Origin of the sequence: Pseudooctadecabacter jejudonensis (assembly GCF_900172275.1) — a bacterium.
Lineage (GTDB): Bacteria > Pseudomonadota > Alphaproteobacteria > Rhodobacterales > Rhodobacteraceae > Octadecabacter > Octadecabacter jejudonensis.
In genome coordinates, this window is the sequence record NZ_FWFT01000002.1 from 89,546 (window position 1) to 110,021 (window position 20,476).

Annotated in this window: 20 protein-coding genes and 1 tRNA gene; 12 read left to right on the forward strand and 9 right to left on the reverse strand. The window is 60.7% G+C overall.

The window, feature by feature from the left end:
- Positions 1-35: 35 nt before the first annotated feature.
- The 3 genes from PSJ8397_RS05505 to PSJ8397_RS05515 form a co-directional block, all read right to left on the reverse strand.
- Positions 36-1,304: an O-antigen ligase family protein gene (locus tag PSJ8397_RS05505; protein WP_085863601.1), complete on the reverse strand. Its 1,269-nt coding sequence runs from the start codon at positions 1,302-1,304 to the stop codon at positions 36-38.
- A complete protein-coding gene (locus PSJ8397_RS05510; protein WP_085863602.1) occupies positions 1,301-2,746 on the reverse strand; it encodes a GumC family protein in 1,446 nt (481 codons plus the stop codon). The genes PSJ8397_RS05505 and PSJ8397_RS05510 overlap by 4 nt, the downstream gene beginning before the upstream one ends.
- A 108-nt stretch (positions 2,747-2,854) precedes the next feature.
- The gene (locus PSJ8397_RS05515; RefSeq protein ID WP_085863603.1) at positions 2,855-3,469 is read right to left on the reverse strand and encodes a response regulator transcription factor; all 615 of its coding nucleotides are present in this window, start codon (positions 3,467-3,469) and stop codon (positions 2,855-2,857) included.
- A gap of 255 nt (positions 3,470-3,724) precedes the next feature.
- Between PSJ8397_RS05515 and PSJ8397_RS05520 the strand changes: the two genes are divergently transcribed.
- The 5 genes from PSJ8397_RS05520 to PSJ8397_RS16810 all read left to right on the forward strand — a co-directional run bounded on the left by PSJ8397_RS05520 (position 3,725) and on the right by PSJ8397_RS16810 (position 9,168).
- On the forward strand, positions 3,725-5,104 hold the full coding sequence (locus tag PSJ8397_RS05520; protein ID WP_085863604.1) for a WecB/TagA/CpsF family glycosyltransferase: 1,380 nt from the start codon (positions 3,725-3,727) through the stop codon (positions 5,102-5,104).
- Positions 5,105-5,132: 28 nt separating this feature from the next.
- Positions 5,133-6,020, forward strand: a complete 888-nt coding sequence (locus tag PSJ8397_RS05525) for a UTP--glucose-1-phosphate uridylyltransferase (RefSeq protein WP_085863605.1) — start codon at positions 5,133-5,135, stop codon at positions 6,018-6,020.
- 101 nt (positions 6,021-6,121) lie between these two features.
- Positions 6,122-6,640 (forward strand): oxidoreductase, encoded by a 519-nt coding sequence (locus tag PSJ8397_RS05530; protein WP_085863606.1) that lies wholly within the window; start codon positions 6,122-6,124, stop codon positions 6,638-6,640.
- Positions 6,641-6,670: 30 nt separating this feature from the next.
- Positions 6,671-8,518 (forward strand): sensor histidine kinase, encoded by a 1,848-nt coding sequence (locus tag PSJ8397_RS05535; RefSeq protein ID WP_143515379.1) that lies wholly within the window; start codon positions 6,671-6,673, stop codon positions 8,516-8,518.
- Positions 8,470-9,168 carry a response regulator gene (locus PSJ8397_RS16810; RefSeq protein ID WP_159453093.1) on the forward strand — a complete coding sequence of 233 codons (699 nt, stop codon included), beginning with the start codon at positions 8,470-8,472 and terminating at the stop codon, positions 9,166-9,168. The genes PSJ8397_RS05535 and PSJ8397_RS16810 overlap by 49 nt, the downstream gene beginning before the upstream one ends.
- Here the strand turns inward: PSJ8397_RS16810 and PSJ8397_RS05540 are convergent.
- Positions 9,155-10,387: a polysaccharide biosynthesis/export family protein gene (locus PSJ8397_RS05540; RefSeq protein ID WP_085863607.1), complete on the reverse strand. Its 1,233-nt coding sequence runs from the start codon at positions 10,385-10,387 to the stop codon at positions 9,155-9,157. The genes PSJ8397_RS16810 and PSJ8397_RS05540 overlap by 14 nt on opposite strands.
- A gap of 201 nt (positions 10,388-10,588) precedes the next feature.
- On the opposite strand from PSJ8397_RS05540, the gene PSJ8397_RS05545 reads away from it, so the two are divergent.
- Genes PSJ8397_RS05545 through PSJ8397_RS05560 form a run of 4 tightly spaced genes read left to right on the forward strand, consistent with a single transcriptional unit; the run spans position 10,589 to position 14,761 of the window.
- Positions 10,589-11,830 (forward strand): oligosaccharide flippase family protein, encoded by a 1,242-nt coding sequence (locus PSJ8397_RS05545; RefSeq protein WP_085863608.1) that lies wholly within the window; start codon positions 10,589-10,591, stop codon positions 11,828-11,830.
- Positions 11,827-12,747: a glycosyltransferase family 2 protein gene (locus PSJ8397_RS05550; protein WP_085863609.1), complete on the forward strand. Its 921-nt coding sequence runs from the start codon at positions 11,827-11,829 to the stop codon at positions 12,745-12,747. Before PSJ8397_RS05545 ends, PSJ8397_RS05550 begins: the two co-directional genes overlap by 4 nt.
- Before the next feature lie 20 nt (positions 12,748-12,767).
- Entirely contained in the window at positions 12,768-13,748 is a 981-nt protein-coding gene (locus tag PSJ8397_RS05555; RefSeq protein WP_085863610.1) for a glycosyltransferase family 2 protein, read from the forward strand.
- Positions 13,745-14,761 (forward strand): glycosyltransferase family 4 protein, encoded by a 1,017-nt coding sequence (locus tag PSJ8397_RS05560; protein WP_085863611.1) that lies wholly within the window; start codon positions 13,745-13,747, stop codon positions 14,759-14,761. The genes PSJ8397_RS05555 and PSJ8397_RS05560 overlap by 4 nt, the downstream gene beginning before the upstream one ends.
- A gap of 207 nt (positions 14,762-14,968) precedes the next feature.
- On the opposite strand, the gene PSJ8397_RS05565 is transcribed toward PSJ8397_RS05560, so the two are convergent.
- The 4 genes from PSJ8397_RS05565 to PSJ8397_RS05580 all read right to left on the reverse strand — a co-directional run bounded on the left by PSJ8397_RS05565 (position 14,969) and on the right by PSJ8397_RS05580 (position 18,709).
- Positions 14,969-15,045, reverse strand: a tRNA-Arg gene (locus tag PSJ8397_RS05565).
- A gap of 58 nt (positions 15,046-15,103) precedes the next feature.
- Positions 15,104-16,492: an ATP-binding protein gene (locus PSJ8397_RS05570; RefSeq protein WP_085863612.1), complete on the reverse strand. Its 1,389-nt coding sequence runs from the start codon at positions 16,490-16,492 to the stop codon at positions 15,104-15,106.
- A 62-nt stretch (positions 16,493-16,554) separates the two neighbouring features.
- On the reverse strand, positions 16,555-17,970 hold the full coding sequence (locus tag PSJ8397_RS05575) for a dihydrolipoyl dehydrogenase family protein (protein ID WP_085863613.1): 1,416 nt from the start codon (positions 17,968-17,970) through the stop codon (positions 16,555-16,557).
- A gap of 4 nt (positions 17,971-17,974) precedes the next feature.
- On the reverse strand, positions 17,975-18,709 hold the full coding sequence (locus PSJ8397_RS05580) for a TVP38/TMEM64 family protein (RefSeq protein WP_235000600.1): 735 nt from the start codon (positions 18,707-18,709) through the stop codon (positions 17,975-17,977).
- Between the two features lie 303 nt (positions 18,710-19,012).
- On the opposite strand from PSJ8397_RS05580, the gene rpmH reads away from it, so the two are divergent.
- From rpmH to yidD, 3 genes are read left to right on the forward strand one after another with little or no spacing between them, the layout of a single operon-like run.
- Positions 19,013-19,147, forward strand: a complete 135-nt coding sequence (rpmH, locus tag PSJ8397_RS05585) for a 50S ribosomal protein L34 (protein WP_009831305.1) — start codon at positions 19,013-19,015, stop codon at positions 19,145-19,147.
- Between the two features lie 19 nt (positions 19,148-19,166).
- Complete coding sequence (gene rnpA / locus PSJ8397_RS05590) at positions 19,167-19,574, forward strand: ribonuclease P protein component (RefSeq protein ID WP_085863615.1); 408 nt, start codon at positions 19,167-19,169, stop codon at positions 19,572-19,574.
- A complete protein-coding gene (gene yidD, locus PSJ8397_RS05595; protein WP_085863616.1) occupies positions 19,571-19,792 on the forward strand; it encodes a membrane protein insertion efficiency factor YidD in 222 nt (73 codons plus the stop codon). The genes rnpA and yidD overlap by 4 nt, the downstream gene beginning before the upstream one ends.
- 9 nt (positions 19,793-19,801) lie before the next feature.
- Here the strand turns inward: yidD and PSJ8397_RS05600 are convergent, their stop codons facing one another.
- Positions 19,802-20,350 carry a DUF3833 domain-containing protein gene (locus PSJ8397_RS05600; protein ID WP_085863617.1) on the reverse strand — a complete coding sequence of 183 codons (549 nt, stop codon included), beginning with the start codon at positions 20,348-20,350 and terminating at the stop codon, positions 19,802-19,804.
- Positions 20,351-20,476 lie beyond the last annotated feature (126 nt).

Consider the following 20,476-nt stretch of genomic DNA (forward strand, 5'->3'; position numbering starts at 1 on the left):
AGCGGCGGCAGGGTTTAGGCTCCGCGCCCCATGCGTCACATGCCATCCGGCGACTGGGCCACCTCACGGGCGTGAATGCCCAGAACGATCAAGGCAGGCCAAAGCAGATAGGCCTCAATCTCGATATTCTCACCAAAGGACAACAACGTCAGCGTCATCATCACCCCCATAGAAAGATATCCACGCGGGCTCAGTGTAGCATCCTTCATGGCCAGCGCAGTTTGCCACACGAACGGCACCAGCAAGGCAACAAGCCCCACCAAACCTTTGACAAACAAAAGCCCGAACCACGTGTGATGACTGCCGATGGGCATGTATTCGACCGCATGACTGCCCGGCTGTACGGTGCCATGCCCAAACCAGAAGGCATCGTTCTGCCAACGTTCCGAGGCAATCCGTTGCAAGGTGGCGCGCACCCGTGTGCTGTCGGCCCGTGCGCCTTTGAACGCGGCCACAGCGTCCAGTGCGGCCATGGCAACCTGTGTGCCCAAAACGGCCATTGATGCTGTGACCGCCGCCGCCATTTGCCACGCCCAGCCCCGCAACAACAACGGCATCATGCGCGGCCCGATGGTGCAGGCCACCAACCCGACCAAGCCCATCCGTGATTTAGAGGCAAGGATCATCAAAACGCCCGCAGCAATCCCGATGCTGCGCCATTTGATGTGTTTTTCTTCCAAGGCGAACAGCACCATGACGACCCCAAGAAGGGCGGCAAAGGGGGACCACGGCGCGTAGAATTGCCAGCGCGGCGTCCAACTCGCCGGATCCCATGTGAAGAAGAAAACAGAGAAATATTCAGGCCCCGGCCCGCCGATCGCCTTGAGGGGGGAGGTGAAAATGCGTTCCGGCAGCCCGATATAGGGCGCCACAAGAAGGACCGGGGCCAGGATCAGGGTCCACAGGCCAACGACACATTGCCCCCGCACCAGAACCTCCCGACGGATCGGAAGTGTTGCGCCAATCAAGGGAAACAGCGCCAACAACGCCCAGCCCTTGGCCCAACCGATGGAGGATTTTATCGTCTGTTTAAGACCAAGCCCCCAATCAAGGTGCCCGACCCACAAGGCAACCAATAGAACAAACATGCCGATGATCCAGCCCCACACCACCGCAGGGATCGGACCCGTTGCGCGCATGTCCTCCCGCACCGCTGGCCCCAGATAAAGAACCACAACAGCCAGCGCCCCGAAAAGCCACGCGATGACTGGCCCCACCACATAAAGCGCGCCCAACCCATAAAAGGGCCACGTCCAGACCAAGGTGCGATAAAGGCCCGCCTCAACGGGGTTCATCGCGGTCATTTGGACCCACCGGATTTCACCAGAAGCCACGAGATCAGGGCGTTGCGGATCCAGCCCAATGACAGCCCGAAGATCAGCATCAGCGTGGCGGCAATACCCGCCAGCACGGCCAGTTTCCGATTGGGCGAGGAGGGGGCGTTGGGCAAGGACGGATCTTCAAGGACCTGCACCAACGGATATGACGCATAGACGTCGGATTTACTGGATTCGTTGCGGGCAATGGCCGAGGCAAAGACGGCCTCCGACACCGAAAAATCCCGTTCCAGATCCTGCATTTCCGCCGCCACTGGGGCGAGGCTGTCAATCTGCGCCTGCCCGTCGGCTTGTTGCGCAATGAGCGTCGACAGCTCTTCTGTTGCGGCCTCAAGTTCAACGTGCAGGCGAACAAGCTCCGCCAAAAGCTCAGCCCGTGCACCTTGGGGCGCCAGATCAAGGCCCGCCAAGGTGTCTGCGTTCAGGCCTGTCACGGTCTGCGCCAGTTGCGCGGCCGCGGCGGCGGCCTCATCGCGGGCATTTCGGGCGGCCTCGACCTGCGGGTGACGCGACCCGAAGCGGGCGTTGGCCTCGGACAGGGCGACTTGCGAAAGGGCGATATCGTCAAGCAGGGCCAGATACCCGCCATCAGCAAAAAGCTTCAGCGTCGCGGCGGCCGCCTGCACACCCAGGCCCAATTGCGTCTCCAATGCGGCCAATCGGGCGCGCCGTTCGTTCACGCCTGCGCGCCGTTCAAAAATAAGCGCATCCAGCGACAACTGCCGATCCACCAAGGTGTTATATTGGTCGACAGACATCAGCCCCGTTTGATTTTGCAACGTTTCGATGCGGGCCCGCGTCATGCCAACCGACGCGCGGTATTCGGTGATGGCCTGCGATCCACTTGTCTCCCGCGCGCGCACTTCGTCGGCGCGCAAGGCGTCAAGTTCGGCCAGAAAAACCGCGACAAGGGCCACCCCTTTGGCCTGTGCGTCCTCAGGGGTTGGACCCTCCATTTCGATATGGATAAGGCTGGTTTGGTCCACCAATCGAACGCGCGGGGCGCCCAGCGCCTCTCGCGTCAGGCCAAGGGATCGGGCGGTGGCATCGACAATGCGGTCCGCGCCCAACAGGCGCTTGTAGGTCTCCGTCGGGCTGACGGCATTGCTGGCGAAGGCCGAATTGGCATAGGACGACGCCTGCCCGATGCCGTTCAGGTTCATCGACGCCGAGGCCCCGGACCCGGGCAAGATCAAAGAGGTGGTGGACCGAAACGACAGTGGTGCGGATTTGAGGTAGCCCAACAATGGCGCCCAGATCAGGGTGGTGCCCAAAAGGGCGACAGCCACATAGCGGGGCATACGCCGCAAATCCCCCACACGTCCGCCCATCAGGATACGGCGGCCAAAGCCACGGATAGACAGATGTGGCAGACGGGGGCGGAACGGCAGGGCAAGTCGGACGGTCATTGGCAATCTCCTTGGCCAAGGACTACGTCAGATGTGCGATAGGTTCAGGTGGGCGTTCGGTTTGATGCAGGGGGCGTTCGGGTCACACCCCCTATCCGTCGGGATAGGTTAGAACAGACCTGCTTCGCGGGCAATCAGCGCCGCCTGCGTGCGATTTGACGCCCCCACCTTGCGGTACAAGGTCTTTACATGAAGTTTGATGGTCGGTTCGCTGATATCCAGATCGCGGGCGATTTCTTTGTTGGATTTGCCTTGCGTCAATCCCTCAAGCACCTGCAATTCCCGCGCCGTGAGCTTTTCAGCCAGGGCGTTTTTCGGGGCCTCCTCAACCGCGGTCATAAAGTCGATCGGGGCGTATTGCTCCCCCATCGCCATGAACTTGACCGCGTTCACCAGCGATTTGGCCGGTAGGGATTTGGGCACAAAACCTGCGGCGCCGACCTCAAGGGCCTCTTCCGCGATGCTTTTGGAGGCCTCCCCGGAAATAAGCGCCACACGATCCGTCTCCTCAAGGGCCAACACTGATTTAAGCCCCTCAAGCCCGTTCATTCCGGGCATGTTGTAGTCCAACAAAACCAGATCGTAGGCGTCATCCGCCTTTATGCGCGCAATCGCATCCTCCAGTGTTCCAACCGATGCGGTTTCCATAGCGCCTTGGCCTTCGAGGAACATCACAAGGGTGTCCCGAAGAAGATCATGGTCGTCAGCAATCAATACACGCATGGCGAGAACCCCGTTATTTGGTTAACCCTATAGTATCGTAATTTATGGCCATTCAAGGGCAATGATACTGGGAATTCTGATAGCTGGTTAACCCATTCGGATAGGATGCGCGGTGCAAGCGGGCAGACACGCCCCGCCCGAATGGACCAGTCGACCCCCGAAAGAGGCCGTGACCTGTCCGCCCGCTCCGTTGCGGCAAGACCCTGAAATCGTTGATGCATTGGGCAATCGAAATCATCATCGAAAGTTGCCGCCATGACATTTCACAGCCCCTTTACCGGAACATTGGCCCCCATTCAGGCCTTGCCCGTCAAATACGTCCCCTCTTTGCGGGTCTCGTTGATCGACGCGCCTTTGGATCAAACGGTCGACGCCCTGCTGTCGCCGGGCCGTCGGCGCGTGGCGTTTATGAATGCCCATTGCTTCAACGTCATGGCTCAGGATCCGGCGTACCGCGCGGCCATCTACTCGGCGGATGTGGTGCTGCCTGACGGATCGGGCGTTGCCATGGCCTGCAAGATGTCGGGCGTCCGCTTGACGGCGAACCTAAACGGCACCGATCTTGTCCCCGCGCTGATCGCCAAGGCGGCCGCGCAGGGCAAATCGGTTTACCTCTTGGGCGCAAAGCCCGGCGTCGCCGCGAAAGCCGCGCTAGAGCTGACCCTGCGCAACCCGGGCCTGCGTGTCGTGGGCACGCTGGATGGCTACGGCCAAGCCCGCGACGAAGACGCGGTCATCGAAGACATCAACGCAAGCGGCGCGGACATTGTTCTGGTCGCGATGGGTGTGCCCATGCAGGACCTTTGGTTGCACCGAAACGCGCACCGTCTGAACGCCAATCTGACACTGGGCGTCGGCGCGGCGTTTGATTTTCTGGCCGGTCAGGTCTCACGTGCACCACGGGGGCTGCGCCGGTTGGGCGGCGAATGGCTGTGGCGCTTGGCGATGGAGCCACGGCGCCTCGCGAAACGGTATCTGATCGGCAATGTCACATTCCTGGCCCGGTCCGCCCGACAGGCGGCAAGCCAGATCACCATGGCCTCCGTTCTGCGACGGACGCTGGATGTGGCTGTTGCGGGAACTGCGGCCTTCCTCCTCGCGCCGCTGTTTGCCGCAACAGCCATTGCGATCAAACTCGACAGTCGGGGGCCGGTGTTCTTTCGGCAGACCCGTGTGGGGCAGGATGGCCGTGAGTTTCCAATGCTCAAGTTTCGGTCCATGCACCAAGATGCCGAAGCCCGCCGTGCGGACCTGTTGGCATCCTCAGACCGCGACGGCATTTGTTTCAAATCCAAATCCGATCCGCGCATCACCCGTGTGGGCCGGTTTATCCGCCGGTTCTCGATTGATGAGTTGCCGCAGATTTTCAATGTGCTGCGCACGGACATGTCGATCGTCGGGCCCCGCCCTGCCCTACCCTGTGAGGTCGCGGCCTATCCTGCCCGCGCCCTGGGGCGTCTGTCTGTCAAACCCGGGATCACCGGCGTCTGGCAGGTGTCGGGCCGCGCCAACATCGGGTTTGACCGGATGATCGACATGGACCTTGCCTACGCCAAGTCCCGCACCCTGCTTCTGGACCTGATCCTGATCTTCATGACCTTCCGCGCCGTCCTGTCCGGACGGGGCGCCCACTGATCTTCTTTCTGCCAAAAGGACCCTACCCATGACACATGTACGCAAAGCCGTCTTTCCCGTTGCCGGAATGGGCACTCGTTTTCTGCCCGCCACCAAATCAGTGCCAAAGGAAATGCTGCCCCTCGTTGATCGCCCCTTGATCCAATATGCAGTGGATGAGGCCCGCGCCGCCGGCATCGAAGAATTCATCTTCGTGTCTGCCGCAGGAAAAGGCGCGCTCGAAGACTACTTTGACACCGCCGCAGCCCTTGAGGCCACCCTGAAGGCCAAGGGCAAAACCGACGCCTTGCGCGCGATTGAACCGGCCCGCATGCCCGAAGGCGCGCTGACGATTTTGCGGCAGGCCAACGCGCTTGGCCTCGGCCACGCCGTCCGCCAAGCCCGTAATCTGATCGGGGACGATCCGTTTGCCGTGCTGTTGCCCGATGACGTCATCATGTCCGACAAAGGCGCCTTGGCCCAGATGATCGAGGCGCACCGTTCCACCGGTGGCCATATGGTCGCCACGATGGATGTCCCACGGAAGGCCACATCTGCCTATGGCGTACTGGACGTCAGCCATCAAGACGGGCGGGTTTTGCACGCCCGCGGCATGGTCGAAAAGCCGCGTCCCGATGTGGCGCCCTCCACGCAGGCGGTGGTGGGCCGCTATATCCTTGATCCGTGCATCTTTGACCGTCTGGCCCACATCGGCCCCGGGGCAGGCGGCGAATTGCAGCTGACGGATGCCATCAACGCCGACGCGCAAACGGCGGGCATCTGTGGTTATCAATTCGAGGGGGAACGGTTCGATTGCGGATCGATCACGGGGTTTGTGCAGGCCACAGCGGCCTTTGCACTGGCCCGCGCGGACCTGCGCCCCGCCCTGACGACGTTCCTACAGGACAGAACACAACCGCTGGAATTGTCGGCATAACCCCCCAAACCTATCCGTTCGGATAGGTCCCTATCCCGATACCCAAAAGCAAAACAGGATCGGATCTGGCATACCCTGTCCCAACCTCACAGGAGAACAACATGCTTACACGGTCCTTCTTTGCTTTCGCCGCTGCGGTCACCCTCACATTGATCGGGGCGGAGACGGCCCGTGCGGATGACGTGCCCTCCCCCAATGGGGACGTCATCCTCACGGTGTCCGGCGACATCGCGACGACCAACGTCGGTGACACCCTTCAATTTGATCGCGCGACCCTCACAGACCTTGGCCTGACAACGATTGAGACAACCACAATCTGGACCGACGGCACACAGGTCTTTGAAGGCATCCCCCTTGCCACGCTTGTGGACCTTTTGGGGATCGAGGATGGCACGCTCAATGCCACCGCCCTCAATGACTACACGGTCGAAATTCCCGTCTCGGATGCCGTCGAAGGCGGGCCGATCATTGCCCTGTTGTTGAACGGCGAAGAGATGTCGGTGCGCGACAAAGGCCCGTTGTGGGTTGTCTACCCCTATGATGCCTCTGACGCATATCAAACAGAGGTCATCTATTCGCGGAGCATCTGGCAACTCGACAGGATTGAGGTTGTCGAGTAGCCAAAAGGAAACCTCCAGCATGAGGCGCATGTGAACACAAAACCCCACTCACGGTTTAAGATCGGCCGCACCTTTGTTGTGCTGGCCGGTCTTTTGGCCTTTGCAACCATTGCGTTTCTGGCCTGGAACGTGGTCCGCGAAATTGATGCGCAAAGCACCGCACAGTCCGACAATGTGCAATGGTCCCTGTCCCAGACCGAGGTTGAGTTTCAGGAGTTCAGCGCCCGTTTGCGTTTGGGCAGCGATCTGTCGGGCCTGCGGCAGCGGTTTGATGTGTTCTACAGCCGTGTGCGCACCGTGCGCCGCGCGCAGGTGTTCGAAGACCTCCGCGCCTCGCCCGCGTTCGAAGGCCATCTGACAGCGCTTGAGACGTTTTTGGACAGCGCCGTTCCCATCATCGACGCCTCAGACGCGGGGCTGACCCGCAGTATCCCAACGCTCGCGGCCATGGCCGAAGATATCCGGCCTGAGGTGCGGTCCCTGGCCAATTCCGGCCTGCGCCTTTTTGCCGAAAAAGCCGACGCCCAGCGCGAGGCCGTCAGCCGCACCATGACCCAATTGGCCGTGGCGCTGGTGGTTTTGATTTCGGCGTTGGGGCTGGGGTTGGTCTATTTGGGGGCCCTGATCAAACGGATCAGCCGCCGCGAACGGGAACAAAAACAGACAGCAGCACGCATCAACACCATCATGAACACATCGTTGGACGGGGTGATCGTCAGCGATGCCGACGGTCGCATCACCAATTTCAATGCCGCCGCCGAGACGATTTTCGGCCACACGGCTGAGGATGTTCTGGGCAAGGAATTGGGCAAACTCATCGTGCCCGATCACATGCGGGCCGCCCATGACGCCGGCATGAAACGGATGCGCGACAAGGGTGAAAAACGGGTCGTCGGCAAAGGCCGTGTGCAACTGGAGGCAAAGCGCGCCGATGGGTCGCTGTTTCCGGTCGAACTGGCCATCCAATCCGCCACCACGGACGACGGCGATGTCTTCATTGCCTTTTTACGCGATATCTCAAAACGGGTAGCCGATGAAGCAGAGCTGATCGATGCCCGCGACAAGGCCATCGCCGGTGAGAAAAGCCGCTCGGAATTTCTTGCAACGATGAGCCATGAAATCCGAACGCCCCTGAATGGGCTGTTGGGTAATATGACCCTGATGCGGGATCTGCCCCTCAGCGCAAAGCAAGAAACGTATTTGCACAATATGGAAACCTCCGGCCGCTTGCTTCTGAGCCATGTTTCAGATGTGTTGGACATCGCCCGCTATGACAGCGGCAAGATCACAGCACGGGCGGAACCGTTCAACCTGTCTGCCTTGCTGCAAGATATCGTCGACAGCCAAAGCGGCATGGCCTTGGCCCAGGACACGACCCTTGATTGGGGCTGGGACGGGACGCCGCAGCACTGGATCACCGGCGACATGGAACGTCTTCAGCATGTCATGATGAACCTGATCGGCAACGCCGTGAAATTCACCAAGAACGGGCGTGTCTCCGTGACTGCGATCTGGCGCGCAGACGACGAGGTCGTCCGGCTGGAGGTTGAGGACACGGGTATCGGCATTTCAGAAGACCTGCACGACCACATCTTTGACGATTTCGTCACGGGCGACACGTCCTATGGCCGCGATGTCGGCGGCTCGGGCCTGGGCCTCAGTATCGTGAAACGGTTTGTCGATGTTCTGGGGGCACCGTCGGGGTGCGCAGCGCCCTTGGCAAGGGCAGCACGTTTACCGTCGAAATCCCCGCCGTCCCTGCCACCCCAGCGCACACCACCACGGCAGACGTGGATGCGCCACGACCGCCCGCCTCGCAGTCGGTGCTGGTGGTTGAAGACAATGAAATCAACCGCTTTGTCGTCAGATCCATGCTAGAGGCGGACGGCCATAAGGTGACCGAAGCGCATGATGGACAAGAGGGCATAAATCTGGCCCATGGCCAACGGTTCGATCTGATCCTGATGGATATCTCCATGCCCGTGGTTGATGGCCGCGTCGCCACGCAGACCATTCGTGCCGGGGATGGCGCGTCGGCCCAAACCCGTATCGTCGCCCTGACTGCCAATGCCCTGCCCGAAGAAAGGGCCGATTTTCTGGCCCTCGGCATGGAGGACGTCCTGACCAAACCCCTGTCCAAACCGGCCCTGCGTGCGGTCCTTGGCGCGGCCCCTGCCCGCGCCACGCCCAGCAATCACACGGTTCTTGATATGAACCACCTGTCTGAGACCCGCGACGCCCTGGGGGAGGACAATTTCCAAACCATGCTGGGCAAGCTTGATGCAGAAATCGCGGCGGTGGCCGGATGGGCGCATATTGACACTCCGCTGGATGACCTCGCGCAACACTCCCATAAGCTGGCCGGATCGGCGTCCTTGTTTGGGGCGTCAGATTTGGCCCAGGGGCTTCGTGACCTTGAAACGTCTGCCAAGTCAAAGGATGCCCATGGGGTCGCACAACGGGCGGCCGATGTGACCGCCCTGTCCTTGCGCACGCGACAGGCCCTTGCGGCCCTCAAGGCAACGTAGCGACCATTCCGACCACACCCAAAACGCGGCCCACTTCGGCAATGTTGGTGACGGTACTGTCGTAACAGGCGATGGAATCGCCAGGCAGAAGATAGGGGTCATAATCGTCCCTGTCCGCCCGCCGCAGCAGATCTTCGATGCTGCGTTCGATCACCACAGACACGCCCGTCACCGGATTGCGCGAGAACAGAACCGAGGATCTGTTCGCCGATGTGGACCGCGCACCGCCAACGCAATTGGCGTCCACCACAGCCTGCATGTACCGCGTGCCGTACGGGACCTGACGCACAGTCTGGCCGATGGCCGAGGCTGCGTTGTGCTGTGCGGGCTGTGTCAGATTGGACAAAAACAGGCTGACACCGGGCGGGCTGATCGGGCTGGGGCGCATCAGGTCATCCTGAAAACACTGGCGCGAGGGCACAAAGACCTCGTCCCCCGTCAGCAGCATAATATCGACGGCGTTTTGCCCTTCGAACACACCGCGCATGTCCAGACGGTACACATCAGACCCGCGCCGCACCTCTACCGATGAAATATCTGCATCAGGGCGCACGCCGCCTGCCGCACGCAGCGCCGCGGACAGGTTGCGCGCCTCCGTCGAGGCGCCCATGGCATCTTGCCTGCGTCCATCCAATGTGTCCCCGCGCACACCGCCGATTTCCACGGCGTGGGGTTCAAAAACGGCCCCCGAGACACCCACCGTCACAGAGGCGAAATCCGACGCCCGCACGGAAATGCGCGGCGCAGTGGTATAGAACTCCTCCGCCCTCAAGGCGCGGGCAATGTCAGCTTCGACCTGACCGGTGGTCCGACCTTGCGCCAGGATCGGCGGCAAAAAGGGCAACTTCAACGTCCCATCCCGCGAGATGACGTAGCTGCCGTTAAAGGTCTCATCCTCGGCGATGCGGATATCCAGCAGATCATTACGCGTCAGCCGTTCACCCCGCAGCGATTGCGCGGCCAGCGTTGATCCCTTGCCGTCACCTTCGCCCCCTTCGCCCGACCCGTAGGGCAAGCACTTCTGTCCGTTGATCTCGGCGGACCGCAGAAATTCTGCCGCGCGCCGCGTGACATCAGGTTCACGGTACTGGGCCTGATACCCGTCGCCTTGGGCAATGGGTTCCAGATTGTCGGGGGGGTCAATGCTGGCACAGGCTGAGGACAAAAGAAGGGACGCGGCCACGCCCAAATGGGTAAGGTGAGGGAAGGACACTGCCATGACGGCCTCCTGTTGCGGTGAATGTCTGTTGTGTCTGGTCTAGCCTCTCTGGGGCATCCAACCCAATTGGGCAGACGGCTGATGAAGGTATCCTGATGGATAGGGGCCGATGCCTTTGCCCCCTGCACCTGCCCGCCCGCGTCTGGGACAAAGGCGCATCAATGAGGGCACGATAGGGGCGTCAACAGCCACAGGTGCCCCATGATACGGACGATCCAGACACAGACCTTTCTGACCAGCCTTGCGGCCTACGGCGCGTCCGAAGTGGCGGCGAAGGCGTCACGGCTGCTGGTCGTTGTGGCGGTCGCCCGCACGCTTGATGTGGCGGTGATCGGCGTTGCAGCCGCAGCCCTCGCAGCGGGCGATATCCTCAAGGCGCTGACGGAAAACGGCATCGGGCAGCGTATCATCGCAGCACGCACCGACACGCTGGAGGCGGTTTGCATCACGGCACGGCGGCTGTTCTGGATGTGGTGCGCGGGCCTTTTTGTCGCCCAACTGGCCTTGGCGGGCGCGTTGTACGGCATCGGGGCCGACCCTTTGTTGGCGGCGTTGATCGCACTGATGGGGCTGGAATATCTGTTCATGCCCGCAGGCCTTGTGCAGGTCGCCTTGGCGATGCGCGCGGGCCAATTGAAACAGACAGCGGCCCTTGGTGGCGCGCAGGTCGTGGGCGCCAATCTGATATCGATTGTCTTGCTTGTCCTGTGGCCCTCTGCCATCGCACTTGTGATCCCGCGTGTGTTGTCCGCGCCGATCTGGCTGATTGCCGTGCGTCGGTTGCACCCATGGACACCAGGGGCCACGGCAGGCGCGCCGCTGGCCCCGTTCCTGCGCTACGGCTGGGCGGTTCTCGGTGTCGAGGTGGTCAAGGTCCTGCGCCTGCAAGCCGACAAGCTGATCGTCGGCGTGACCTTGGGGGCCGAGGCGCTGGGCCTTTACTTCATGGCCTTTAACGCGGGGCTCAGCCTGTCGAATGCCTTTGCCAACGCATTTTCAACCGTTCTCTTTCCCCAGCTTGCCCGCGCGACGGACAAGGCCCAGTCGGCGCGGTCGGGGTTGGTCTTGGGATTATGCTGCATCACGCCACTCGTTCTCATGCAGGCGGCCCTTGTCCCCGTTTATGTGCCGATGCTGCTTGGCGACGGATGGGCGGGCATTGAGGTTTACGTTCAAATCCTGTGCCTTTTGGCGATCCCCACAACCCTTTGGGCGGCCGCCGCCAGCTGGCTGCGCCATCATGATCGCCCGCATGTGGAATTCGCCATCACCAGCGGCCTTGCGGCGGCGGTTGTCCTGAATGCGCTGATGCTGGGGCCCATCGGCCTGACGGCTTTGGTTGTCGGCTACGCCACCCTCTCGGCGCTTTTGATGACAGCGACAGCCCTTTGGGTTTTGCGTCGCATCCTTCTTCCCACCACCAACAAATGGGTGACCCCATGACGACGTTTTCGATCATCATCCCGTGCTTTAACGCGGCCTCAACCCTGGGGCAGACGTTGGATGCCATCACCGCACAGACCTTCACCGACTGGGAGGCCCTGTGCATCGACGACGGGTCAAACGACGCAACCCGCGACCTGATCTGCACCTACGCCAAAAGTGATCCCCGCATCCGTCTGCTGACCAACGACGGCAAAGGCCCAAGCCGCGCCCGCAATCTGGCAGGCCTGCAGGCCGCTGTCGGGGATATCTTCGCCTTTTGTGACGCAGACGACATTTGGACACCCCAGAAGTTGACCCAGCTGCACGGCGCTTTCGCCGACAGGTCCACCGACGCGGCGTTCGGCCAGATTGCGTTCTTTGACCACTCCATCGACGTCATCAGCACCTATTCCAGCGTTCCGGCCACTCCGGTCACGATCCGAATGTTGCTGGGCGAAAACCCTGTCTGCACCATGTCCAACGTGGCCGTGCGCGGCCATGTCTTTCGCGCCATGGGCGGATTTGACGAACGCATGGTCCACAATGAGGATCTGGACTGGTTGATCCGCCTTGTGGGCGGCGGGGCGTGTGTGCGCGGTCTTGATGCGCTGCACACCTACTACCGCGCCAGCCCCTCCGGATTGTCGGCCGATCTGCCCGCGATGCAGGCGGGCCGTGCTGCGGCCGTGCGCACAGCGAGGCGGTTCGGCCACAACCCCACCCGCACCGAAGAGGCGATTTACGCCCGATATCTCGCACGCCGCGCCCTGCGTCTGGGCCATGGCCGCACTCAGGCGCTGCGGCTTGCGCTGGGTGGCATCTGCACCAGCCCGTGGGGCTTTTTCAATGTGCCGCGACGGGGGTGTTTCACGCTTTTGGCCGCACTCACCTGCCCGTTTCTTCCCACCAACCTGTCCCGCAAACTCTTTGCCTGACCCCAAATAAGGACCCCATCATGCCCCTCGCATCGATCATCGTGCCCAGCTTTAATGTGGCAGACACCATCGCTGAAACGCTCACCTCACTTTGCGCGCAATCCTATGGCGATTTCGAAATTATTGTCGTCAATGACGGATCAACGGACACGACCCTTGATGTGGTTGAACCCTTTCGCACAGACCCACGCGTGCATGTGCTGACCCAGCGCAACCGCGGTCTTGCAGGGGCGCGGAACTCAGGCATCGCCGCGGCACGGGGTGCCTTCATCGGGTTTTGCGATGCAGATGATATCTGGGCCCCGGAAAAGCTAGCCACCCATGTGACCCATCTTCTCGCCAGCCCTGACGTCGGCGTCAGCTATTCGGGATCGCGTTTGATCGATGACGCAGGTGCGGATCTTGGCCTCGCCCAGCGCCCCCGCCTGCTGGACGTTACAGCGGCACACATCCTCAAACGTAACCCCGTCGGCAATGGCTCCGCCCCTGTCATAAGACGAGACGTCTTCGACGCCATCGCCTACCGCCCCCACAGCGAACGGCACCGCGACTGGTATTTTGACGAAACCTTCCGTCAGTCCGAAGACATCGAATGTTGGATGCGCATCGCGTTGACGACGGATTGGATGTTCGAAGGCGTGACTGGCCTTCTGACGGCCTACCGGATCAACGCCAACGGCCTGTCCGCCGCGACAGACGCCCAGCTGGCGGCTTGGGAGAAAATGATCAGCAAATTGTCGGCGTTGCACCCCGCCTTCTTTGCCCGCCACACGAAGACAGCGCGGTCCTACCAGTATCGCTATCTGGCGCGGCGGGCCGTCAGTGACCGCAATGCGCACCGCGCGCTAGAGATGACCCGCGCGTCCCTCGCCCAATCCATGCGCCCCTTGCTCGAAGAACCCCGGAAAACACTGACGACCCTATGCGCTGCGATGACGCTTCATTGCGCAGGCCCCGCAGCACTTGATGTGCTGATGCAGAAAAAGGAAAACAACACATGACCCAGACGTGCACTGTCCTTCACCTAGTCGATGACACCACCGCAGGCGGCGTGACCCGTGTCATTGACCAAATGGTCGCCGCCGCCCCGCTGGCCGCTTGCGCGCATCAACGAGTGCTGCCTGTGACGCGTGGCCGGTTCGGCGCGCTGCCCAAGGATGTGGATATCATCGTGTCACACACCGCGATTTCATGGCGGACATTGCCTGCGCTGATGGCGCTGCGGGCCACGCATCCCAACGTCACGTTGATCCATGTCGAACACAGCTACACTGAAGGGTTCGTCGTGCATAATGTCACGCGGACACGCCGGTTCTTTGGCTTGCTCAAGATCGCCTTTTCGCTGTTTGATCGCGTGATCGCCGTCAGCGAAGCGCAGGCCGATTGGATGCGCCGCCATGAGCTGTGTTCACACAAATCCCTGACGACAATCCCGTCTTGGGTTGATCTGTCGCCCTTTCGCGACCTGACGCCACCGCGTGGTCCAATTCGGACGTTGGGTGCCATTGGGCGGCTTGACACCCAAAAAGGATTTGATCGCCTGATTGCAGCGTTTCAGTCCTTGCCGGATCCCGATCTGCGCCTGCGGATCATCGGCAAAGGTCCGCAGGAAAAACACCTGCGTCAACTGGCGGGAACAGATCCGCGTATCGTGTTCGCAGGCTTTGCCGACACCCCGACAGACGCCTACGCGGATGTGGATGCCGTTGTCATGCCATCCCGGTGGGAGGCCTTTGGGCTGGTCGCGACCGAAGCCCTCGCAGCAGGCCGTCCGGTTCTATGCGCCAATGTGGATGGCCTGCGAGACCATGACCCTTTCGGGGCGCAGCTTATTCAGGGGCCATCGGCCCGTGATCTGGTTTTGGGGCTGCGCAGGATGTTGGACACCCCGTATTCTCCACGCCCCGCGCAAAACCTGCGTCACCGCGAAGCCTTGTCCGTCAGACTTTGGCAAGACGTGTTTCTAGCCTCTGTGGCCGATCGCACGGGCGCTTTGGCAACCGCGGCTGAGTGATCGTGTAGGTGAACAGGGCGTGGCACCCCTCACGGTGGCGCAGACACCACTGATTTCCTCGTTTGATCAAAGACGTAACGCACCCCGCAAAGGACCTGCTATGTCGCAATTTGCGGGTGCGTTGGAGCCACATTCACTGTGCAAACCACCTCATCAAGGGCGTAGCACTTGCAAATTACAAGCTTTCAACATCGGTAGGAAGTTTGGTGGCGGACCGAGGAGGATTCGAACCCCCGACCCCTTGATTCGTAGTCAAGTACTCTATCCAGCTGAGCTATCGGTCCACGAGGGGCGATGTAGCCGCCTCGCCAGACCAATGCAAGGGCCAAATAGCCCAGAACGTCAGGAAAGTGTCAGGTTGGATTTTGGCAACGTGATGCGGAAGCGGGTGCCGGTCTCATCGGTTTTCTCAAGGTCCAGCCGCCCACCGTGGCCGCGGATCAGCTCCGCCGCGATGGCAAGCCCAAGGCCGGAACCACCGCGTGTTGTGCCCCCCTGAAAAGCCTCGAACAAATGCTCTTGCGCTTTCTTGGGCAGGCCGGGGCCGGTGTCTGCAACGGTGATCCGCCATGCGGTTTCGTCTTCAGCCCCGTGAACACAGATAAGCCCCGACTTGCCCGATGAAACGATCGCTTGGCGGGCGTTGCGCACAAGGTTTCCAATGACGCGGTACAACTGCTCCCCATCGGCACGAACATTCATGCCGGGCGGGATATCCTCTTCAAAGGTCAGATCATGGTCCCCGATGGCCAGACGTTCCCCCGCGATGACGTCATCCACAACCTCGGCCAGTTCAACGCGGGTCAGGCGCGGGGCGGGTTCATCCACACGGCCGAAGGCAAGCGTGCTTTCGCACAGGTTCACGGCGCGGGCGATGGAATTCACCAGCTTGGGCGCCAGACGCGCCACGGTCGGGTCTTCCGAACTTTCAATGCGGTCAGTGAACAATTGCGCCGACGTCAGGATGTTGCGTAAATCATGGCTGATTTTGCTGACGGCACCGCCCAGCTGGGCCAGCCGTTCCTTTTGGCGCAAGGCCCCTGTCAGCTGGGTTTGCATGGATTGCAGCGCCTCTTGCGCCTCACGCAACTCAACCACTCCAGCGTCGGGCATAATGATACGGCGCGCGTCCTCTGGTGCCTCTGCGTAGGCCTGCATATGTTCGACAACACCCTTGATCGGGCGGACCAGAAAAATGCGCACCGCAAGGAACAACAGGCTGGCCGTCACGATGGAAATGACCGCCGACAGGATCAGAATGCGGATGCCGTAATCGACAAGGGCGGCCTGCAACGGCGCAGACGGCAGCGTGATTTCAATCAGCAATCCGCCATCCTGCACGGGGTTTCCGATCACACGGATCACCCGTTCTTCGCCATCCACAAGCTGGGCCATGGCATCGCGGATCAGCACCCAGGCCGACGGATCCCGCATATCAAACGTGCGATAAATGGGCGACGGGATGGGCGACGACAGGATCAGTTGGCGAACCTCGTCGCGGCGCAACACCACGTTGTAAATCCCCGCATTTTCCAGCAACTCCGCCTCAAGATCAGCGGCGATCATGTCTTCCGCCAAAAGGGCCAGAGACGCGATTTGCGCGCGTTCAAGCCGGTCGAGGAAATAATCCTCTCGGTAGCGGGCCACGGACGGCACGAAAATCATCAATTCCGCGATCAGCACGAAGATTGTCGTGAGGATCAAGAAACGCCCTGACAGGGTATTGAGCATGTCTGCGCCGTCCGTTCTAGAAGGGGCACCCCGCGCCCACATGGCGCAAGGTGTATCTCGTGTTAGGGCAACCAGCGTTGGACAAACCCAACGACCCGTTTGACCATATCGCTTTCAAACAATCTGGGGCTAAAGTAGGCGCCCGCGGCCCGTTTGTTAATCTCAGATACGGTGGGATAGGGCAAAACAGTTGCGGCGATGGCAGACATTTTCATTTTGTTGGCAATCGCCATGGCCCACATGCCGATCAATTCACCCGCCAAGTGGCCTGCAATGGATGCGCCAACGGGTTTGCCTTTGACCACCATGACCTTGATCAAGCCGGTGGTTTTTCCTTCGGCGATGGCGCGGTCGTTCTCGTGGTAGGGGAAGCGAACAACCTCAACCGCGGCGCCGAATTTCTTCTTCGCTTGCGCTTCGGTCAGGCCGACTTGGGCCAATTCAGGGTCGGTGTAGGTGGCCCATGGGATATGGTCGGTCTTTTGCTTGCTGGGCAGCCCGAACAGCATTGACCGGATGACAACGCCCGCGTGATAGCCTGCCACGTGGGTAAACTGTAGCCCGCCCGCAGCGTCGCCCACGGCATAGACCTTCTTGTTGGTCACAGACCGCAAATCAGGCCCGACTTTGACCGCGCGGTCATGGGCCACGCCGGCCTTGTCCAGATCCAGCTTGTCGATATTCACCTTGCGGCCGACGGCCATCAACAGATGGGTGCCTTCGAAATCGCCCTTGGAGGTATGGACGGTCACACCCCCGCTGGATTTGCTGACCTTTTCGGCCTGCGCCTCTTCGATGATCTCAATGCCCTCGCCGCGCAGCTTGTCCAACACGATCTCGGCCATTTCAGGGTCGTCCTTGCCCATCGCCTTGGCGCCTTCGATCACCGTTACCTTACAGCCAAGCCGACGATGCGCCTGTGCCATTTCCATACCGATGGGGCCACCGCCGACAACGATCAGATGATCTGGCCGTTCGCGAAGATCGAAGATGTTTTCGTTGGTATAGACATCAACGTCATCCAGACCGGGGATAGGCGGCACAAACGGGCCGGAGCCTGTGGCAATCACAAAGCGCCGCGCCTCAATCACCGTGTCGCCCGCCTGGACTTCCGTCTTGGAAATAAAGCGCCCGAATTCGCGGATCACCTTGACACCGAAGCCTTCGAACCGTTCCTGGCTGTCGACCGGTGCGATGGTGTCGATGACGTTGTGCACGTGGTCCTTGGCGGCGGCATAATTGACGTCAGGGGTGACAGGCGCCACGCCCAGATTGCCGGTGTGGCCCATGGCATAGGCCTGTTTGGCCGAGGCGATCAGCGCCTTGGACGGCACGCAGCCGTAGTTCAAACAATCGCCGCCCATTTTGTGCCCTTCGAGGAGGACAACATCGCCCCCCATCTGTGAGGCCCCTGCCGCGATGGACAACCCGCCGGACCCGGCACCAATGATACAAATGTCAGTTTTAATGCGGTCCATAGTCTTACAGGCCTTTCTTGCCGCGCACGGCTTTCAGCAGGATGGGAAGGGCGGCCAGCAGACACAGGCCAAGGATCGGGAACAGGATGTGCGGCTCAAAGATAATGCCAAGGTTTGGCGTCTCACCCGCGGCAAAGACCTCTCCAAGGCCCGCGCCCACAGAGGTATAAACGATCGAGCCTGGAATGATACCAAAGAAGGTCGAAATCACAAAGCGGCGCAGCGGAACCTCAAGGAATGAGGGGATCAGGTTGGCCAGAAAGAAAGGCACGGCAGGCACAAGGCGGATCAGGAACAACATGGACCATTGGTTTTCATCGATCCCGTCTTTGATCTTCTTGACCATCCCTTCGGAGCCTTCAAGCTTGGCACCCAGCTGTTTGCCAAAGCCCCAGCGTGCGGCCAGAAAAATCGCCGTAGCGCCCAGCGTGGCGCCTGCCACGTTGAACAGGAACCCGGGGAAGGTCATGAACAAGAAACCGCCCGTCAGCGTCAGGATCGCAGCACCAGGCAGCGAAAACGCGACGACAACTGTGTAGATCGCGATGAACACCAACACCGTCAGCAGGTAGTTGGCATCGCGGAACGCGATCAGCGCCTCGCGGTTGTCGGCCAGCGCATCAAACGTCAGGTAATCCCGTAGGAAAAACGCTCCCGCCACGGCGACAATGCCGATGATAATAATGGGAAGGCGTTTAAGTATCGGGTTTTGTTTGGTCTCTTCGGTCGTGTCGGTCACGGATCTGGTCCTTATGTCCGCCCATCCGGGGCGGTGTGTTTCAAGTTGCATCCTAAATGCGGCAAGACGGTCTGTCCCGATACCCCCCTCACGCTGCGTTGATGTCAGGTGAGGATCGCCCGCGCTTTTGTTGCAATTCCCGTAAAGTCTGTAACAATCCAAGCGTGGATATTTGGTGAATGTTGCAGAATTTCGCCCAGCGTCGCGTTGACAGGCCGCCCCTTCCCCCCTATTGGACGGGCTTCGAGATTAAGAACGGCTCGAATCTGCTGACAGGTTCGCCACAACAACCGGAGAGACGCAATGAAGCGCACATTCCAGCCATCCAACCGCGTTCGCAAGAACCGTCACGGTTTCCGCGCCCGTATGGCCACCAAAGCTGGCCGCAAGATCCTGAACGCACGTCGTGCAAAGGGCCGCAAGGAGCTGTCCGCGTAAGCGGCATGCTTTTGGTCAGATGACCACCGGAGACGTAACATCAAAAACCGCCACAGCACAGCCTGAGGCGGTTTTTCTTGGTTTTGAAGGTCGCCTACCGATCTTGCAAAAACGTGCGGAGTTTGTCGCCGCCTCCCGCGCGAAATGGCAATCCGGTCAGGGCCTGACCGTGCAGATGCGCGACCGAGGTGATGGGGACGCGACCGTGCGCGTTGGTTTCACCTGCTCCAAAAAGGTCGGCAATGCGGTGGCCCGTAATCGTGCCAAACGCCGTTTGCGTGAAATTGCACGGCTGGATCTTTTGACTCATGCCAAACCCGGACATGATTACGTGCTGATCGGCAAACGCGATGTGACAGCGGCACGGACTTTCGAAGACCTGCGCGCCGATCTGGCCACCGCGATGGCCAAGCTCAGCCGCAAATGACACCGTTGGCGTTTCTCTTCTCCCTGCCTGTCCGGTTTTACCGCGTGACGTTTTCGCCATGGGTCGGCCACGGCTGCCGCTACCATCCCACCTGCAGCGCCTACGCGATGGAGGCGCTGCGCAAACATGGTGGCATCAAGGGCGGCTACCTCACCGCCCGCCGCATCGCGCGCTGTCATCCATGGGGCGGGTCCGGCGTGGACAACGTGCCGGACTGATCAGGCCGGTTACTCCTTTTCGAAGGAAATCACGACCTCTCCGATGTCGAAACCGAACCGTTTGACGTAGGCGATGTTAAGAAGTCGGTCATCCGTTTGCTGCCACATCCAATCGTCGAACGTCACGCGCAGGGTCTCCGTTTCGCCCTCTGCTGACGGGATCGGCAGATCAATTTCGTATTGCCAGTTAAACCGGTCGCCCTGTTCGCGCCCCGTGGCCACACCAATGACACCGGGGGCCGTGCCCTCCCACGTTTGATCGGCCACCGTGGGGCCGGTTTTGGTCAGCGTCCAGATGCGTTGTTCAGTCGATCCGTCTTCATAGACGAAATCCTCAACCAGCCGCAGGCGGTCCCCATCCCAATCCCCGTCGATCGTCACCACGAATTGGCGGCGGACGGTGCCCAGGATATCTTGGAACTGCCCGTAGGCGGTGAACGGCCCGTCGAAAAACTCTTCCAGGTTCAATTCACGGTCCGAGAGGCTGGCATCGTCGAAGGACGGTTTGCCGGTGCAGGCGGTGAGCGCAACAAGCGCAAGGGTGCTGATCCATTTCATGTCCTTTTTACGCGTCGGCCTCTCGGTCAGATCATGCGGCGCGCACTGGCTCGGCTGCCATACGCTTGCCATACGCCAGCCATACGCGTGCCAGCCCCCCTTTTCGCCGCCTTGCCAGACGCCCGA

Coding starts and splice junctions, on each gene's coding strand:
- PSJ8397_RS05505 (WP_085863601.1), bottom strand. CDS start 1,304: ATGACCGCGATGAACCCCGTTGAGGCGGGCCTTTATCGCACCTTGGTC.
- PSJ8397_RS05510 (WP_085863602.1), bottom strand. CDS start 2,746: ATGACCGTCCGACTTGCCCTGCCGTTCCGCCCCCGTCTGCCACATCTG.
- PSJ8397_RS05515 (WP_085863603.1), bottom strand. CDS start 3,469: ATGCGTGTATTGATTGCTGACGACCATGATCTTCTTCGGGACACCCTT.
- PSJ8397_RS05520 (WP_085863604.1), top strand. CDS start 3,725: ATGACATTTCACAGCCCCTTTACCGGAACATTGGCCCCCATTCAGGCC.
- PSJ8397_RS05525 (WP_085863605.1), top strand. CDS start 5,133: ATGACACATGTACGCAAAGCCGTCTTTCCCGTTGCCGGAATGGGCACT.
- PSJ8397_RS05530 (WP_085863606.1), top strand. CDS start 6,122: ATGCTTACACGGTCCTTCTTTGCTTTCGCCGCTGCGGTCACCCTCACA.
- PSJ8397_RS05540 (WP_085863607.1), bottom strand. CDS start 10,387: ATGGCAGTGTCCTTCCCTCACCTTACCCATTTGGGCGTGGCCGCGTCC.
- PSJ8397_RS05545 (WP_085863608.1), top strand. CDS start 10,589: ATGATACGGACGATCCAGACACAGACCTTTCTGACCAGCCTTGCGGCC.
- PSJ8397_RS05550 (WP_085863609.1), top strand. CDS start 11,827: ATGACGACGTTTTCGATCATCATCCCGTGCTTTAACGCGGCCTCAACC.
- PSJ8397_RS05555 (WP_085863610.1), top strand. CDS start 12,768: ATGCCCCTCGCATCGATCATCGTGCCCAGCTTTAATGTGGCAGACACC.
- PSJ8397_RS05560 (WP_085863611.1), top strand. CDS start 13,745: ATGACCCAGACGTGCACTGTCCTTCACCTAGTCGATGACACCACCGCA.
- PSJ8397_RS05570 (WP_085863612.1), bottom strand. CDS start 16,492: ATGCTCAATACCCTGTCAGGGCGTTTCTTGATCCTCACGACAATCTTC.
- PSJ8397_RS05575 (WP_085863613.1), bottom strand. CDS start 17,970: ATGGACCGCATTAAAACTGACATTTGTATCATTGGTGCCGGGTCCGGC.
- rpmH (WP_009831305.1), top strand. CDS start 19,013: ATGAAGCGCACATTCCAGCCATCCAACCGCGTTCGCAAGAACCGTCAC.
- rnpA (WP_085863615.1), top strand. CDS start 19,167: ATGACCACCGGAGACGTAACATCAAAAACCGCCACAGCACAGCCTGAG.
- yidD (WP_085863616.1), top strand. CDS start 19,571: ATGACACCGTTGGCGTTTCTCTTCTCCCTGCCTGTCCGGTTTTACCGC.
- PSJ8397_RS05600 (WP_085863617.1), bottom strand. CDS start 20,350: ATGAAATGGATCAGCACCCTTGCGCTTGTTGCGCTCACCGCCTGCACC.